The sequence below is a fragment of the Euzebyella marina genome, assembly GCF_003687485.1.
GTDB lineage: Bacteria > Bacteroidota > Bacteroidia > Flavobacteriales > Flavobacteriaceae > Euzebyella > Euzebyella marina.
The window spans coordinates 525,227-542,496 of record NZ_CP032050.1; the positions used below are offsets into that span (position 1 = coordinate 525,227).

The 17,270-nt window shown below is 39.1% G+C and carries 13 protein-coding genes; 5 read left to right on the top strand and 8 right to left on the bottom strand.

Translation table 11 applies throughout. The features are described 5' to 3' along the window. Positions 1–26 precede the first annotated feature (26 nt). The gene (locus tag D1013_RS02200) at positions 27–1,184 is read right to left on the bottom strand and encodes a lycopene cyclase family protein (RefSeq protein WP_121847330.1); all 1,158 of its coding nucleotides are present in this window, start codon (positions 1,182–1,184) and stop codon (positions 27–29) included. A gap of 51 nt (positions 1,185–1,235) precedes the next feature. After that, complete coding sequence (locus tag D1013_RS02205; RefSeq protein WP_121847331.1) at positions 1,236–3,458, bottom strand: TonB-dependent receptor; 2,223 nt, start codon at positions 3,456–3,458, stop codon at positions 1,236–1,238. A gap of 146 nt (positions 3,459–3,604) precedes the next feature. Between D1013_RS02205 and D1013_RS02210 the strand changes: the two genes are divergently transcribed. Both D1013_RS02210 and D1013_RS02215 read left to right on the top strand, forming a co-directional pair. Next, positions 3,605–4,261 (top strand): metal-dependent transcriptional regulator, encoded by a 657-nt coding sequence (locus D1013_RS02210; protein WP_121847332.1) that lies wholly within the window; start codon positions 3,605–3,607, stop codon positions 4,259–4,261. After that, a complete protein-coding gene (locus tag D1013_RS02215; protein WP_225621371.1) occupies positions 4,261–5,085 on the top strand; it encodes a ZIP family metal transporter in 825 nt (274 codons plus the stop codon). Before D1013_RS02210 ends, D1013_RS02215 begins: the two co-directional genes overlap by 1 nt. Before the next feature lie 35 nt (positions 5,086–5,120). Here the strand turns inward: D1013_RS02215 and D1013_RS02220 are convergent, their stop codons facing one another. The 4 genes from D1013_RS02220 to D1013_RS02235 form a co-directional block, all read right to left on the bottom strand. After that, positions 5,121–6,254 (bottom strand): efflux RND transporter periplasmic adaptor subunit, encoded by a 1,134-nt coding sequence (locus D1013_RS02220; RefSeq protein WP_225621370.1) that lies wholly within the window; start codon positions 6,252–6,254, stop codon positions 5,121–5,123. A 17-nt stretch (positions 6,255–6,271) separates the two neighbouring features. Beyond that, positions 6,272–10,624: a CusA/CzcA family heavy metal efflux RND transporter gene (locus D1013_RS02225; RefSeq protein ID WP_121847334.1), complete on the bottom strand. Its 4,353-nt coding sequence runs from the start codon at positions 10,622–10,624 to the stop codon at positions 6,272–6,274. Between the two features lie 76 nt (positions 10,625–10,700). Next, complete coding sequence (locus D1013_RS02230) at positions 10,701–11,102, bottom strand: hypothetical protein (protein WP_121847335.1); 402 nt, start codon at positions 11,100–11,102, stop codon at positions 10,701–10,703. Between the two features lie 166 nt (positions 11,103–11,268). Next, positions 11,269–13,893 carry an MGH1-like glycoside hydrolase domain-containing protein gene (locus tag D1013_RS02235; protein WP_121847336.1) on the bottom strand — a complete coding sequence of 875 codons (2,625 nt, stop codon included), beginning with the start codon at positions 13,891–13,893 and terminating at the stop codon, positions 11,269–11,271. 195 nt (positions 13,894–14,088) lie between these two features. Between D1013_RS02235 and D1013_RS02240 the strand changes: the two genes are divergently transcribed. From D1013_RS02240 to D1013_RS02250, 3 genes are all read left to right on the top strand, one after another. Beyond that, positions 14,089–14,520 (top strand): hypothetical protein, encoded by a 432-nt coding sequence (locus D1013_RS02240; protein ID WP_121847337.1) that lies wholly within the window; start codon positions 14,089–14,091, stop codon positions 14,518–14,520. A 112-nt stretch (positions 14,521–14,632) separates the two neighbouring features. Next, positions 14,633–14,995, top strand: coding sequence for a nuclear transport factor 2 family protein (locus D1013_RS02245; protein WP_121847338.1), 363 nt, complete (start codon positions 14,633–14,635; stop codon positions 14,993–14,995). A gap of 76 nt (positions 14,996–15,071) precedes the next feature. After that, positions 15,072–15,458, top strand: a complete 387-nt coding sequence (locus tag D1013_RS02250) for a DUF423 domain-containing protein (RefSeq protein WP_121847339.1) — start codon at positions 15,072–15,074, stop codon at positions 15,456–15,458. On the opposite strand, the gene D1013_RS02255 is transcribed toward D1013_RS02250, so the two are convergent. Then, a complete protein-coding gene (locus tag D1013_RS02255) occupies positions 15,455–17,008 on the bottom strand; it encodes a carboxypeptidase-like regulatory domain-containing protein (protein WP_121847340.1) in 1,554 nt (517 codons plus the stop codon). The two genes, D1013_RS02250 and D1013_RS02255, sit on opposite strands and share 4 nt — an antisense overlap. Positions 17,009–17,129: 121 nt before the next feature. Continuing rightward, positions 17,130–17,270 (bottom strand): hypothetical protein, encoded by a 141-nt coding sequence (locus tag D1013_RS20255; protein ID WP_162987785.1) that lies wholly within the window; start codon positions 17,268–17,270, stop codon positions 17,130–17,132.

Below are 17,270 nucleotides of genomic sequence, written 5' to 3' on the forward strand. Positions count from 1 at the left end.
TGATTGATTTTAGCTATGATTTTTTACTAATATGCTATTCTCTTTATTAAAGTTCTGATAAATTGATATTTAGGGCAACTGAAAATTAGGTATATCTCTTCTGGAAATGAGGTTTTTTCGCTTAGAAATTTAAACAACAATTGGGGGTCTCTTTTCTCAAAAATAGACTGAAAGAGGTAATGTCCGAGATGGTTTTTCTGGGCTAAAACGTCTAGCAAAAGCAAATCATAGTACCAAAATCTGTTTTTACGGTTAAGGTTTGAAAGAGGTATATTCGCTTTCAAATGATGGACCAGTTTCGGAATCATATTAGCAGTACTCATAAAGGCATAACCAGTACTAGGTTTGGCCCAGCCACCGGCGGTACCAATATTAAATATATGCCTACTGTTATTTTTTGAAAAATCATAGCAGGTCATAGGTATGCTACCATACTCTTTTTCGACTATGGTATAGCTTTTCAGTCCAAAATTTTCCTTTAGGTATTCTTCCAGGGCGTCTGAGTATTCTTTTTCGGGTAATTTATTTTGGCTGAATAGGGTATACTCGATTAAAGCTTCGCGTTCGGAAAATGGCAAAACATACATAAACCTTGTATTCCCCTTTTGAGGAATGGAAAAGTCCATATAAGTGGCTCTTTTCGGATTAAATACCGATTGGTCTGTTTTAATGTGCCATCCCAAGAAATGCTGCTCTAAAACTGGATATTTCGATTGTTTTTTCGCCTGTTCGTACGAGAAAATACTATTAAATACTTGCTTGCTTTCATACTGACAATTCAGGGTATTTATGACTGCACCATCTTCTTTTTCGATGATTTGGACTACTTCCTCGATTTTAAAATGAATATTTTCTTTTGAAGATAAAAGGGTGAGAGAATCCTTATAAAAATCCAGACCTTTAACCATCTTATAGGTGTATGGATTGATATTATAGTCCTTAGAAAATTGCTTTCCGGTGAAATTTATTTGACTCCATTCATAACTTACGATATGGTCGAACTGTCCATCACCTTTTTCCCAAAAGCACCAGGTTCTATCGTTTACATTTTTTGGATCCTTATCTAGAACCAGAATTTTTGAGTGGTCAAAAAAGGAGTCTTGTGCCATGGCCGTTGCAAGCATTAGGCCGGCCGCTCCGGCCCCCACAATAATATAGTCGTAATGGTTATTGGTCTCAGTCATTAATCATAAGTAACGACCTTAAAAATAAATATATAATTAGAATGTATTTGCTTAATCGAGTCTATACCTTAATCCGAAAAATGCTCTAATACCTTGGTTGGGTCCATACACATAGGAGGGGTCAAAGGTTAGCGCATAGGGATTATCATCGGTAGCTGCCACATTACCGTTTGCCTCATAAGTAACATTTCTGTCAAAAGGGTCGTTTGCACGTGCAATAAGAAACGGGACACCATTATTAGGGGTCCAATTCAACAGATTTTTAATCCCCCCATAGAATTCAAAATTTTCAAGCCCTTTATAGGTGAACTGTATGTTTTGAATACTCCAAGTTGGGCTGTACTCCGGTCTGGGGTCTTGTTCGCCCAAAATAGGCAGTCGCATGGGGCCGTAAATGTTTCCTGTATAATCGATGCTCAGCTTAGGGGACCTAATATCATAGGATAAACCCCAAGTTCCCGTAAATCTCTCTGTAAGAATTTGTCTTTGCTTAGAACCGTCTTCGGTTTGACTTACATCTTGAAACGTGGCTCCGACCATTATTTTAAAGCTACTCGGAAAGACCAAATCGACATTCGCACTTACCCCTTGAGAGACGGAAGTTCCGTCTAAATTGTCATAAATAATTTGGTTGGGGTCTGAATCGTAGTCAGGCAAAATGGCGTTGCTGAAAGAGGTGTAGAATGCGGAAGCATCTAAACTCATAAACGTACCATTGTCGCTATAGATTTTTTTAAGGTAATTGAGATTGAAATTGATCGACCTTTCGGGCTTGAGCTCTTCGGTAACCAAAACGTCTCTTGCTCCTGTAAGGGCAGCATGTTCCTCGGTGAATAAATTAACCACTCGAAAGCCGGTACCTGCGTTAAACCTAAAAATATCATTGTCGCCCAATTTCCAGCGGTAAGCAAGTCTAGGCGTCAAAATGTTTCCGTGCCTTTTATCATAGTCATAGCGCATGCCCAACAAAAGGGAGTGTTTCTGTGCTAATTGCATTTCATCTTGCAAAAAAAGACTAGGTATGGTCACTTCATCAGCCGTTACCGTAGCCGTCGTATTATCATCGTAGTACTTATATCTGACGGCAGTACCAAACAAGAGGTCGTGCCACTCAATTTTTTTGTCCCACGTCAATTGGGCAAAACCAATTCGTTGATCAGCAATGTAGGGGGTATCGCCATAGACCGAATTCTGTTTGTGGTCATTATAGGAAAAGGAAAGCAACATTTTTTCATGTATAGGTAACTGATATTTCCCCAATATCTCCCATCTGGTTGTGTAAATACTCTCACCATAAATTTCATTACCGCCCCTAAATTCGGGGGTCCATTGTAATTCACCTCCCCAGCGGTCTTCGTAAAAGAACCTTCCTGCCAAAGAAAAAATACGGGATTTCTCTCTTTTAAAATTCCATTTCTGAAAAATAGAAATCCGATTCTGTAAAGTAAGGTCGGTGAAATTGTCGTCGTTATTGTCAATCAATTGGTCATAGTTAAAGTAGTTAACACCTAATAGCATATCGGTCTTTTTACCGACAGAAATTTTAGCCCCAATATCCAAGTTATATTCTCCCCAACCTGTTGCAAAGGCATCTGCAAAGAAATCAGGGGCTTCTAGACTATTTTTGGTAATAATGTTGATCAGACCTCCAACGGCTTCGCTTCCGTACAGTGAAGAAGCAGGCCCTTTTACAATTTCAATTTGTTCGATCAATGAGTTGGGTATACCGGATAGCCCGTATACCGAACCCAATCCGCTTACAATCGGCATTCCATCTATCAAAACCAAGGTATAGGGGCCTTCCAGACCATTGATATGAATATCACCAGTATTGCAAACATTGCAATTGATTTGGGGTCGAACCCCGTTGACATTTTGAAGCGCCTCGAAAATATTGGCCGTGGGGTTCTTTTTTAGGAAAGTAGGGCTATAAACTTCCACGGGAACGGGGCTTTCAGACCGGCTAACGGCTTTTAAGGTGCCCGTTACCACGGTTTCTTCTAATTGTTCAGATGATTCTTGTAGAACGATATCAAGTTTAGTCGATTTTCCCGAGACGACCTTGATGGGGGTTGAAAAAGATTGATAGCCCAGCACTTTGACCTTTAAATGGTAACTTCCTTCCGGAACATCGGTAATTGCGAAATTACCATTCTCGTCAGAAGCAGTGCCAATATCACTTCCGTTTAGAAAAACATTGGCATAAGCCACTCCGTAATCACCATCCGTAACTGTTCCTTCAATAGTTCCTTGTTGTGCATAAACAGAATGCATTAGAAAGAAAAGACTTAAGAATTTGATATATGTAGTTATATGGTTTGTCGAAATAATTATTTAATTGTGTATAAATTTAAATTTAGACAAAACTAAAAATTTGTTTTTAGTAATAAAAATGTATTTTTACATAATTAAAAATAAAGATGACCCTTTCAGAGGAAGATTACATAAAGGCGATATATCATTTAGGAAAAGGGGAAAACACCACCGTTTCAACAAATGCGGTCGCGGAGCAAATGGATACCAAGCCGTCTTCGGTCACCGATATGGTCAAGAAACTGTCGGAAAAAGGGCTGCTGAACTATCGACCTTATAAGGGGGTCAGTTTAACGGAACATGGCCAGAAAACTGCTTTGACCTTGGTTCGAAAGCATCGTCTTTGGGAGGTTTTTTTGGTTGAGAAGCTGGGTTTTTCTTGGGATGAAGTTCATGAAGTCGCCGAACAACTGGAACATATTAAAAGTGAAAAGCTGATAGATAGCTTAGACAAACTTCTGGATTACCCTGAAGTGGATCCCCACGGCGACCCTATTCCTTCTAAAAAAGGCGAGTTTAAAAAAGCGATTAAAAAATTATTGAGCGAAGTACCTATTGGTAAAAGCGGTATTTGTGTGGGAGTGAAAGATTCTTCGGCCCCTTTCTTAAAGTTTCTTGACAAGAACAATATTGCTTTGGGCGATTCGGTGAAGGTTTTGGACAAAGAGGAATTCGATGGTTCGCTGCATGTTAGAATTTCAAATAAAGACATTCATATCTCTCAGCAAATTGCATCGAACCTATATTTAAAAATTACGGAATAATGATTCGACAGGTTATTGATTATTTTGAGTCTATAGACCCCGTTCTGGCAGCATTTTATGCTACCGTTTTTACTTGGGGTCTAACCGCTTTGGGGGCATCATTGGTCTTTTTGTTCAAGACCATGAACCGGGCGGTTCTTGATGGCATGTTAGGTTTTACCGGTGGGGTAATGGTAGCTGCCAGTTTTTGGAGTCTTTTGGCCCCGGGTATCGAAATGAGCCCTGGCGAGGGTTTTGTAAAAGTAATTCCTGCAGCAGTGGGCTTCTTGTTGGGTGCCGCCTTTATTTTCGGGCTTGACAAAATCTTACCGCATTTACACATCAACTTCAAGGAAAGCGAGGCGGAAGGTGTCAAAACACCGTGGAGGCGTACCACCCTTTTAACGTTGGCCATTACGCTACATAACATTCCCGAGGGGTTGGCCGTAGGTGTACTTTTTGGTGGTGTCGCAGCTGGTTTTGAAGGTGCTTCCATTGGTGGGGCAGTTGCCTTGGCTTTGGGCATTGGTTTACAAAATTTTCCGGAAGGTTTTGCGGTAGCCATGCCATTGCGCAGACATGGTCTAAGCCGTACCAAAAGCTTTATGTACGGTCAGGCCTCCGCAATCGTGGAGCCATTGGCAGGCGTATTGGGTGCGTGGGCAGTCCTGACTTTTGAACCAATTTTACCTTATGCCCTCTCTTTTGCGGCAGGGGCCATGCTTTTTGTAGTAGTAGAAGAAGTGATACCCGAAACACAGCAAGATAAATATACCGATATTGCCACAATGGGCTTCGTAGGCGGATTTATCATTATGATGACCCTAGATGTTGGTTTAGGTTAAAGCGACACCCAAAGGGAACTCACAATTTTTTTATTTCATTCCCCTATCAAATTAAAAGCACCGCTTATTAAATATTGTGATGAGGTGTCTATTTTTTGCTCTTCTTCTAAAGAAATGAAGTTATCAAATACATCTCCAGTTTTCAATTCAATCTGCTTAAAGTAATAAATGTCTTCTTCCTTTTTTTCAAGAGCTAGAGCGTACTCTTTTGTGTCAAAAAGCACTAAGGCCGGCGAAGGAAGGGCTTTTTTTTCAACAGTGCCCACAACAATTTTGGCATTAACGAACATACCGGTCAAAAATTGATGTTTTGCTTCATTCTTAAGGTGTGCGTGAACCTTTATAGTTCTATTCTCATTTATTGAAGTTCCGATAAGGTAGACTTGAGCGTAGAATATAGAATCGGATGCTTCTGGTATCTTAAATTGAATTTCTTGTCCCTTTTTAATTTTCATGATATCTTTTTCAAATACAGAAAGTTCAAGATGAATGTGATTGTTGTCTATAATCTCTAGAATTGACGACGCAGGAGATACATAAGAGCCCTTGCTTACATGGATATCGGTAATACTACCGCTAATCGGGGCAAATATCGAAGTGACACTTGAAATATTTCCTTTTTCGACTTCTGAAGGAGAAATATGAATCATCACCAATTGCTTTCGAAGACTGGCGTAGCGGGCATGGGTGGTTTTGTACTCACTTTCAGCTCGTAGAAAGTTCTTCTGAGAAGTAATGTTTTCCTTTTTCATCAAAATTTGCCTTTCGTATTCTGATTTTAAATAAGTCAATTGTTCTTTGGCTTCTAAGTATTCTTGTTGGAGGGTGATAAATTCAGGGTTTTCAATGGTCACCAATAATTGGCCTTTTTTAACTTGATCACCTACCAATAGAGGTGTACTCATTATATAGCCGCCCATGGTGGCGTTTACGATAGCCTTTTTTTCTGGTGGAACATCGATACTACCATTGGTATCTATGGTTTCAAGAAAAGCTTTGTTTTCAATGCTTCCCAGACGCATTTCTCCCTTTTCAAACTGATTTTTGGTAACGGCAATCAAATCGTTAGAAAAGCTTTTGTCTTTCTGGCTGTTATCATAGGTATTTACAGTGTTGTCTCCGCAAGATGCTAGTATAATGACTATGAGTATGTGATATAAATTTTTCATAATAAATATTCTTTTTACTAAAGGTTTAGGTAGTTGATTTCAAGTATAACTTGATTATAAAGGTTCAGGTTCTCTAAATACTCTAATTGTATTTCATAAGCATTTTCCAAGCTTTGTATGTACTGAAAAAAGTCGATTTCGCCATTTTTGAAGGAAATAATAGCAGTCTTTAAAATCTGATCTGAAAGGTGGGTTCCTTCTTCTTGAAAGTAAGCTAGCGTCTTGCTATATTTTTTCTGTTCTTTCAGAAGCTGACTGTACTTGATCGAAAGGTTCTTTTGATATTCTTTTGATTCTTCCAGTATTTTTAATTCAGAAATTTTTAGAGCTTTAATTCTTGATGAATTACCTGAAAAAAATAGCGGAATCTTAACTCCCACTTGATAGCCAAAAAGATTGCCGTTGACTGCACTGTTGGTGCCCTGAAAGTAATTGAGGGTTATATCAGGTAGCATTTTGTGGGTTTCGAGTAGTTTTTCTGCATGAGCCACGCCAATCAGCGATTCATAATAGCCCGCCTCTATAGTTTCTCTGGGATTGACTTCATTTAAGCTTAGCTCTTTTAAAGGAATGATATCTATTCTTACCGAATCGGATAATTGAATAAGGCCAAGAATTTCTGAATAGGCTAGAGATACATCATTTTTAGCTTTATCAAGAGCTATCTGAATGCGCCTGTGTTTAGAGGATGCCGTTATTTTCTCTAAATAATTGGTTTCGCCAAGTTCAAATCGTCGTTGTGCTATTCGGGCAAAGTCTGTATATAGGCTATCCAGTGTTTCATAGATTTCTTCTTTCTTCATTTGGTGAAGAAATGTGAAATATGCTGATGAAACTTCTTTGGTCAAAAGCTTTTTCTTTATTTCATAATTTTTTTCGGAAACCTTCAAATGCTTTTGGTTTACAGATTTTTTACTGAAGTAGACTGTCGGAAATAAAAAGTCTTGTTGAATTCCCCAAACGTTTAGTGGTAAATCACCCCTACTTAGATTGTTTTGATCGTATTGGTAATAAACTTGGGTTTTGTCGAAGTTAAAGGCATTGCCTACAAGTGCCGCCGCTTTATTTTTTTCCAATTCGGCTGATTTCAGGCCAGAATTGTTCTTAACAGCTGTATTGATTAGATTTTCTAAATTCATTGAAGTTTCCTGCGAATAAGACGATAAAGCTGAAACTAAACATAATAGAAGAAAACCGATTTTACTCTTGAATGTAGTTTTAAAATGGATTTTCTTTCCGCTAATTAAGATCGAATAAAGAACAGGAAGTACCAAAAGGGTCAAGAGTGTAGAACTAACAAGGCCACCTATAACTACTGTGGCTAAGGGTCTTTGCACCTCTGCCCCGGCGTTTGTAGATACTGCCATTGGCAAAAAGCCCAAGGCAGCAGCAGCAGCGGTAAGCAGTACTGCCCGTAGCCGGTCTTGCGCACCCTTTTTAATTATTGTTTCAATATTCTCAGCGCTTTGCTTCTGCAGTTCTTTAAAATGCTCTATCAAAACAATGCCATTCAGTACGGCAATACCAAAGAGTGCGATAAAGCCGACCGCGGCCGAAATACTGAAAGGCATACCCCTCATCCATAAAAATAGAATTCCGCCAACTGCTGCAAGTGGAATCGCTGAATAAATTAAAAGGGCTTCTTTGACCGATTTAAATGCAAAGTAGAGCAGAATGAAAATGAGTACAAGGGCGATAGGCACGGCAATCAGTAATCTCGACTTGGCACTTTGAAGATTTTCAAACTGACCGCCGTACGTTATATAATAGCCTGTTGGTAGTTCAAGATTGTTTTCGATAAGTGTTTGAACATCATCGACCACAGATTGAAGATCTCTGTCCCTAACATTGATGCCTACTACAATTCTTCTTCGAGTATTATCACGAGAAATTTTTGCCGCCCCTTTTTGATAGCTGATATCCGCTAATTCGCTTAAAGGCACCTTATTACCACTTGGGGTGTCTACATAGAGGTTTCTTAAGTTATTTAAGCCGGTTCTTTTTTCGGCATCAAGACGTACTACCAAGTCGAACATTTTTTCACCCTCGAACATATTTCCTACGATTCTTCCGGCAAAGCCCATTGATATCATATTATTAAGGTCTTCGATATTAAGGCCGTAGCGAGCAATTTTTCTTCGATTGTATTTGACGTTCATTTGTGGTAGGCCTACTATTTTCTCAACAGTAATATCGGCCGCACCCCTAACGTCTTTTATGAGGTTTTTGATTTCATTGCCCTTTTTGCTTAACAGATCAAGATTTTCTCCAAAGATTTTGACTGCTATATCAGAACGTACACCCGTTATTAACTCATTAAAGCGCATTTCAATGGGTTGGGTAAATTCAACACCTATTCCGGGAATCACTGAAAGTGCTTGCTTGAATTTATCGGCTAATTCATCTTTAGTTTCGGCAGACGTCCATTCTCCTTTAGGTTTTAAAGTGATAATTACATCGCTTTCCTCCATAGACATTGGGTCTGTAGGAACTTCCGCCGCCCCGATCCGTGTGACCACCTGCTTAACTTCTGGGAATTTTTCCAGTAGTATACCTTCCATTTGAGTAGTCGTTTCTATGGTTTTCCCAAGAGAGGTTCCCGTTTTAAGAACGGGTTGTATAACAAAGTCTCCCTCATCAAGGGTCGGAACGAACTCACCTCCCATTTTTGAGAAAATGAAAATACTGAATACTAATAGAATCAATGCTAAGGCAAGCACCAGCTTTTTACTCTTTAATGCCCAGTCTATTATTGGTTCGTATGTTCTGTTTAACCAACCGACCAATCTAGAGGAAATGCCTTTCTTACGATGTGGGATACCCTCCGATAAACGTTTGGAAGGTTTTAGAATAAGGGATGCCACAGCTGGAACATATGTGAAACAGAAGACCATGGCCCCAAGAAGTGCAAAGCTAAAAGTGAGTGCCATTGGCTTGAACATTTTACCTTCTACACCGCTTAACGATAGAATTGGAATGAAAACTATGAGAATGATGAGCTGACCAAAAATGGCCGAGTTCATCATTTTTGCTGCACTTTGAATAGTAATAGCATCTTTGCGGGCTTTAAGTTCATTTTTAGATAGTTTCGACAATTCCGAACTTTTAGAGGCAATCTGAAAGGCAATGAACTCGACTATTATCACTGCTCCGTCAATGATAATACCAAAATCGATGGCCCCTAAGCTCATTAGGTTAGCGTCTACACCAAAAATATACATTAAGGAAAGTGCGAAGAGTAAGCATAGCGGAATTACCGAAGCCACTACCAGCCCTGACCTAAAATTCCCTAGAAGCAAGACCACTATGAAAATAACAATGAGAAAACCAAGTACTAGGTTTTCAGTTATGGTAAAAGTTGTTTTTGCAATAAGCTCACTTCTATCTAAAACAGGATTGATATAAACCCCCTTAGGCAAAAGTTCTGAAATTTCTTCTACCCTTTGGTTTACGGCGTCTATTACTTTCTTAGAGTTCGCATTTTTTAGCATCATAATTTGACCTAACACCTTTTCTCCCTCACCATTGCCTGTTATGGCGCCGAAACGGGTGGCACTACCATAACCTACCTTTGCCACATCTTTGATATAAACAGGAAGACCATCTTTAACCGTTACCACAATATTTCGAATATCTTCAAGATTCTCGGTGAGACCTTCCCCCCTTATAAAGTAGGCTTGGTTCTCTTTTTCAATGTAGCCGCCGCCTGCCACATTGTTGTTTTTCTCCAGAGCCATGAAAACGTCTTGAGTAGAAATGTTCATGGCATTCAATTTTTCGGTTTTAATGGCCACCTCGTATTGTTTTAAAAAACCTCCCCAAGTATTGACCTCAATGACTCCTGGTATACCGGATAGTTGTCTCCTTACCACCCAATCTTGAATAGTTCTTAGTTCAGTGACATCATACTCGTCTTTATAAGCCGAGTCAACATCTAAAACATATTGGTATATTTCACCTAAACCGGTAGTGATTGGGCCCATGTCCGGTGTTCCGAAACCATTTGGTATCTTTTCTGAAGCAGATTTTATTTTCTCGGCAATGAGTTGTCTAGGCAGAAAAGTGCCCATGTCTTCTTCAAATACGATGGTCACAACAGAAAGTCCGAATTTGGTAACTGATCGTATTTCTTCAACTCCGGGTAGATTAGACATTTCAAGTTCTACGGGATAGGTAATGAACTGTTCCATATCTTGAGTAGAAAGATTTCTGGAGGTGGTTATTACCTGAACTTGGTTGTTAGTTATATCGGGCACTGCTCCGATAGGTATTTTGGTTAGTGCATAAATTCCGTAGCCGGCTATGAAAAAGGTGAATAGTATCACAATAAGTTTATTGCGAACACTAAAATTTACTATTGATGTAAGCATAATTAAGCATAATCCGATTAATAAAAATAGGTCAAGAACCCATGGGGCAATTGAACAATTTGATGTCAGAATGGAATTATGCTAAGCGAGGCGGTTGAAAAGGTGCGCCGAGGGTTAGTGAATGATAAGAGTTGATGTAGAAAAAATTATCATCTTCCCCTGCAATAGGTTGCTGTTCTCGAGCGTCATAATTTTCAAAATCGGCAGTGATAACAGAGGGTAAGTTGTTGAATTGACTGTGCTGTTGAAAAGGAAGCTTTTCGTGGTCTTTTTGTTCTTCTTGATGTTTTTGACTGTGCTCACTTTTTAATTCGCCATAATGCTTGGAGAGGAACACGAAAAAGTTGTCACCATACGCTTCCGCATGGAATTTAGCATGGGTGATTAATTCATCTAATACCACAAGATCATTGGCGTGAAAGCCGAAACTCTGGATTAGAACCAGGGCAGAAATCGTTATGGATACAAACTTGGCCATACTTGGCACTAAAGTTACTACATTTTAAAATGGTCGAATGTAAATTTATTGAGAGTAATGCAGTTGCACACATAATTTAGAGCAAATCTAAATTTTATCAAGGAGTTATAATCGATACAAAATATAATTAGGTAATGCCACAAATAAAGGTATATACCACAAACTTTTAACGATTAATCTCTTCAATTAAATTGGCTACAAGGGCAGTCCACCCGGTTTGATGAGATGCGCCTACCCCTCGGCCATTATTGCCGTCAAAGTATTCATAGAACAAAATCAAGTCTTTAAAATACTTATCAGTATATATCTTATCATATAAGGCGTTCACCGGCCTTTTACCATCTTCGTTGGTCTTAAAAATTGCAATGAGCCTTTTACTGATTTCAAAAGCAATTTCCTTTAGATTCAAATAATTATCACTGCCCGATGGGTATGCAAATTTTAAATTATCATCAAAGTGGTTGTGGTATTCTTTAAAGGTACTTATGAACAAATAGTTCATAGGCATCCAGATAGGTCCACGCCAATTTGAATTTCCTCCAAACAAATCTGTGGTCGATTCTGCGCATTCGTAATTAATACTATAGTTGGCCCCATTAATGTTCACGTTATAAGGTTCTTCGTGTAGTTTAGATAATGACCGTATGCCGAATTCCCCCAAAAACTCCGATTCATCTAAAACACTTTCCATCAAAACGTTCAAGCGTTCTCTGGGCACAAGCGATAATAGTACGTCTTTATCAGGTTCATATTCCTCTATCACCTGATATTTATTATTTTCCATACGGTATTTGCGGTACCATGCCATACTCGACTTAAACCTTGGTAGTTGATCCAGAGATTCTTTTCGAATGTTCAGTACGGCAGCTAACGATAACAAACCTGAAATAGAGCGCACCTTAATGGGTATGCGTTCAGTGTTCGGTAGAATAAGGGTGTCGTAAAAGAAACCATCTTGCTCGTCCCAAGAGCCTGCAGACCCTTCCGAGATTTTGTTCAGCGCCTCGGTGATAAAGCAAAAGTGGCCGAAATACTTGATGCACATATCTTCAAAACTGTGGTCTACCTTCGCTATTTCAATGGCCATTTCCAACATATTGAGGCAATAAAGTGCCATCCAAGAAGTACCGTCTACTTGTTCTAGAACGCCTCCACCGGGCACACCGTTGCTACGGTCAAAAACCCCGATATTGTCCAATCCCAAAAAACCGCCTTCAAATACATTATTATTAAGGCTGTCTTCTCGGTTGACCCACCATGTGAAGTTCAAAGCGAGTTTATTGAACATGCGTTTTAAAAAATCGATGTCACGATTTCCCGTTTTTCGCTGTTCCATTTGATAGATTTGAATGGCTGCCCAAGCCTGCACCGGGGGGTTTACATCGCTAAAATTCCATTCGTAGGCAGGTATTTGTCCGTTAGCGGCCATGTACCATTCTTTGGTGAAAAGCAATAGCTGTTTCTTGGCAAACTCGTGGTCGACCATTGAGAACGTTACACAGTGAAAGGCAGAATCCCAAGCCGCGAACCAAGGGTATTCCCAAGCATCGGGCATTGAAAGTATATCGTGGTTACGAAAAGTTTTCCAACTACTGTTGCGCCCATACTTTCGCTCATGAGGTGGTGAACTTTCAGGGTCGCCGTTTATCCACTGTTCTACCTCATAATTATAATATTGCTTTGTCCATAGTAGGCCAGCAAAAGCCTGCTTTTGAATTTCTCGTTGCTCAGGGGTGGAATTCTCGGTTAAATCGTTTAAAAACTCACTTGATTCATTGATTCTCGAATTGAAAATATCATCAAAAGAATTGTCAAAAGGCGATTCAATAGGTGAGCTTGACAAACGCAGTTTAAGTGTTACGGTTTCGCCGGCACCGATTTCCAACTGATATAAAGGCGAAAACTTTGTACCGTGGTTACGTTCAATGGCCTTCGAAAAATCATGCGTTGTCACCGCCTGATGAAAAAGGTCTTTTTTATAGGGGTGATCATTTTTATCGTTGTAGACCAATTCACGATTGGTTTCGTTTTCGGTAAAAAGGCATTGGTTGGGTTCTTCAAAATAAAGATGGTATTTGCCAACGTATTCATGTTCAATAAAAACGGAATTGGCGTCTTTTTCATCTTTTTTGATAATTGGTTTTTGTTGCATGCCCGTGAAACTCCAAAAGTTGCGGATCCATAGTGTGGGTAATACGGCGATGGCCGATTTTTTTGGGCCTCGGTTGCTTACGGATATTTTTATCAACAGGTCTTCTTCATCGCCTTTGGCATATTCGGTGTAGACATCGAAATACTCATTGTTGTCAAAAATACCTGTATCTAAAAGTTCATACTCCTTATCAGTTTTTGACTTTTTCCTGTTTTCCGCGACCAATTTATCATAAGGATATTCGTTTTGGGGGTATTTGTACAAATGCTTCATGTACGAATGTGAAGGGGTATTTTCGAGGTAGTAGTACAATTCTTTTACATCTTCACCATGATTGCCTTCCGGGCCGGTAAGCCCGAACATTCGTTCTTTTAGTATGGGGTCTTTACCATTCCAGAGAGCGACGGCAAAGCAGATATTGCAATACCTGTCAGATATTCCGGCTATGCCGTCTTCGCCCCATCGGTAAGTGCGACTTCTTGAGTGGTCATGGGGGAAATAGTTCCAGGCGTCACCATTTGCGCTATAATCTTCACGAACCGTTCCCCATTGGCGCTCACTAAGGTACGGCCCCCATTTAAGCCAATCTTTTTTCTTGGTGTAGTGCTCTTCAAGTCTATTATTTTCCGCATTGTTCATGTCCTTCTTACCTTTTATAAATGGTACGCTGAAGATAAAGAATGATTTTCGGGCTATTCGTATGTTTTAACTTTAATAAATGCCCCGATTGGTTCTATTTTCAACCAGAGGTAATATTTGTTTGACGGTGAAAAATTTTAAGTGCTTTTGTACGTTTGTATTAATAGAATCGAGAATACAAGAAAGTAAAGAGTTATGGAGAAAAACCGAGGCTGGTTTTGGAATGTTTTGGCCATTATAACTGTTATCATATGCCTTTTCACGTTCGTTTTACATTTCAAAAACTGGACTTCAACTGACAGTGAGGGTTTTAGAGTAGTTTCGGGCTTCTACTACCAAAAGATTAAATACTCTGAATTGGATAGCGTAATAATGGAGGAAAGAATTCCGCCGATGGAACGTTTAAATGGTTTCTCCGCCTTGGAAAAAGAGAAAGGCGTCTTTCGTGAGTTTAAAGACTCTCTCACGGATAAAAAGGTATATGTATTCGCTGATAATATTGAGCATTCAAAAATAAAACTCGTCCATCACGATTCAATAAAGCTGTTTGTCAACCTTAAAGACTCGCTAGAAACAGACCAATTGTTTCAGTTACTTTCTTCAAAAATACCTGTTGAACCCAACTGATTGCGTCAGCCCCGATTTTCCATTTTAAAATAACTTTAAATTTGGTGTTACAGTGTTGTGCCTAAATAGGGTATAGCGTAACTTGTTGTGGCAACTAATTAAATAATGTTATATGAAAACGAGTGAGATTGCCTCAAAACTGGTTTCTTGGTGTAAAGAAGGAGATTTTGTAAAACCTTATGAAGAATTATACAGCGATAAAATCGTAAGTATTGAAAACGACGGAAAAGGAGAAGGCGGGTATGTTGAAGGTCTTGAAGGAATCAAAAAGAAAGGCGAATGGTGGGAAGCCAACTTTGAAGTTCATGATAGCGAAGTATCAGACCCTCTCGTGGCAGATAATTGGTTCTCGGTAAAGTTTGATCTAGACACTACCCATAAGCCATCAGGGCAACGTTCTAAAATGTCTGAAATTGCAGTTTACGAAGTAAAGGACGGTAAGATCATAAAAGAGCAATTTTTCTACGACGAGTAAGAAGCTGTTCAAAAATTAAAGGCCACCTAGAAAACAAGGTGGCCTTACCAATAGGTTGTTATCTTTGCCAAAAAAGATGGTTCTATTCGCGCAGGTTTTTGGTTCACTATTTGGTTTGTTAGCTGTTGTTTTCGGTGCTTTTGGTGCCCATGCCCTAAAGAAAACCTTTACCGATGACCAATTGAAAAGTTTTGAAACAGGTGTGAAATACCAAATGTACCATGCTTTGGTATTACTTATGCTGGGGTTCAATTTCAACCTTGATACCGGCTATCAAAAAGCAATGATCTATTGCTTTGTAATAGGTGTATTTTTATTCTCTTTTAGTATTTACGGATTGACCTTAACGGGGTCTAGAGGCAACAAATGGAAGTTTTTGGGGCCTATTACTCCACTTGGCGGACTTCTATTGGTAGGCGGTTGGGCACTTCTAATTTATAATTTAGTAGGTAATTTCATTTAATCGCCCAACTCTACTTCTGATGTGAATTCTTTGATAGCCTTGTTGGGCTCGATAATATTATAACCTTTCCAAAACTCAGGGTCGTAGTTGGGCATATATTCGGGCAGTACATTATTATTCTCCTTGAAATAATCAAATTGTTCAGAATTGATCGGATTCTCGTCAAAAACAACTAGCTCATAACTATTGATGTTGCCAAAAGAAGCATCTATCTTCAGCTTTAATTCATTTTGTTTTCTTCTGCCCTTTACATTTTTGTTTTTTTCAATGATGGCTAAAGGTCTATTGAACCCGGCTTGCACCCCTTTGATTATATTATAATATCTCAAATGGTATTTTTGGTCGATTCCCTTAGCGAAAATAATGCTTCCTTTTGCCAAGTATTCTTTGAAAGACACCCCTAGTAAACTAAAGTCTCTAAGTGGTTCTGTGTTTTCAAAATCCATACGAATAAGAGCAAAATCGTCTGAATTGATATATAACGTTCCTTGAAATTCAGGTGAACCATCGGGTTCAAAGTTGATAACATATACCGATTGGTCTCCGATATAGGTGAAGTTCTCAAGCGACAAGTTATACCTTCGAGGCTTGAATAAGACATTGTAATCGGTATCATCGAAAATAGGGAGATTGGCGAATAGGTTTCCTAGAGTTTCCCGTTTGTATTTCAAGAAAAATTTTCGGCGGTCTTCTTTCTGTTTTCTTTCTTGCTCGAGCTTTTCGTTAAGTGCCGCAGCATCTGACGAATCGATTTCTTCCTCAAAAAGGTCGCCCATATCTTCCGGGTCTATTTTCGTGCCAAAGAGACCGGATTTCACTTTGAAATAAGAATCAGTCTTTATATTCTTTTTGACAATCTGATTGAATTTTTCCTCCAGTTTTTCTAAATCAATATCCTTGTTTTTGTCATAAAGCTCTGAAGCTTTGATCAGGTCTAGTTTTTGCTCATCGGCATCATCACCTCCGTATAAATCGCCCAACATTTCGGTGTAGTACGTATTCTCTTTGGGCACGGTGCTTACAACGCTATCCAGAAAATTACGGTTAAAGGCATCTATAGATGATTTCTTTATCTCATAGTTGGTCTTTAGAACCCTATTTTGATAGGTCTCGCGAAGAAATACGCGTTTCTTGGTGAGCTGGGTATAGTAGTTTTTTTTCAAGTTATCTTCGACCAGTTCAATTATTTCTTTTGGCGTATAGTTTTTGTTCGATACGATAACCTCTTTTAATTCAATAGCCTTAGGTTTTATGAAGATAAGACTGTCGGTAAACTGTTCAAGTGGTTTGCCAATGCTTTCATACCCGATACAGGAAATAAACAGAGAATCGGTAGGTTTTATGCTCTCATCCAAAGAAAATTTGAAACGACCTTCTTCGTTGGTTATCATGCCCCGGTTGTTCAATTGTACCGTTACGTAGGGGATGGGTTTAAGGGTAGAAGAATCGACGACTACAGAAGAAAGTGATTGCGCATTTGAACAGGCAATCGCCAGTAAAATAAAAAGCGTAAATAGTTGCTTCACAGTTCGCTTTGCGGTTTTGGTCATTCAAAAGAAATAATTGACCACGAACCTACCGCCTTTTTTTGATTTCGTTAATAGCGATTTATTCTTTTTTTAACTCATAAACTACTAACGCTGTGGTGTTCATTGGCAGTATAGACGTCTGTCAATCACAACCACAATCTGTAGAGCCACAAGCTTTTTTCTTCTTTTTACCGCTTAAAAAAGAAATGGGATAGATGAATTTATGAACCAAGTAAAGTACGGCGAAGCCTAGAATAATAAAGGCGATTATCTCTTGTATCAT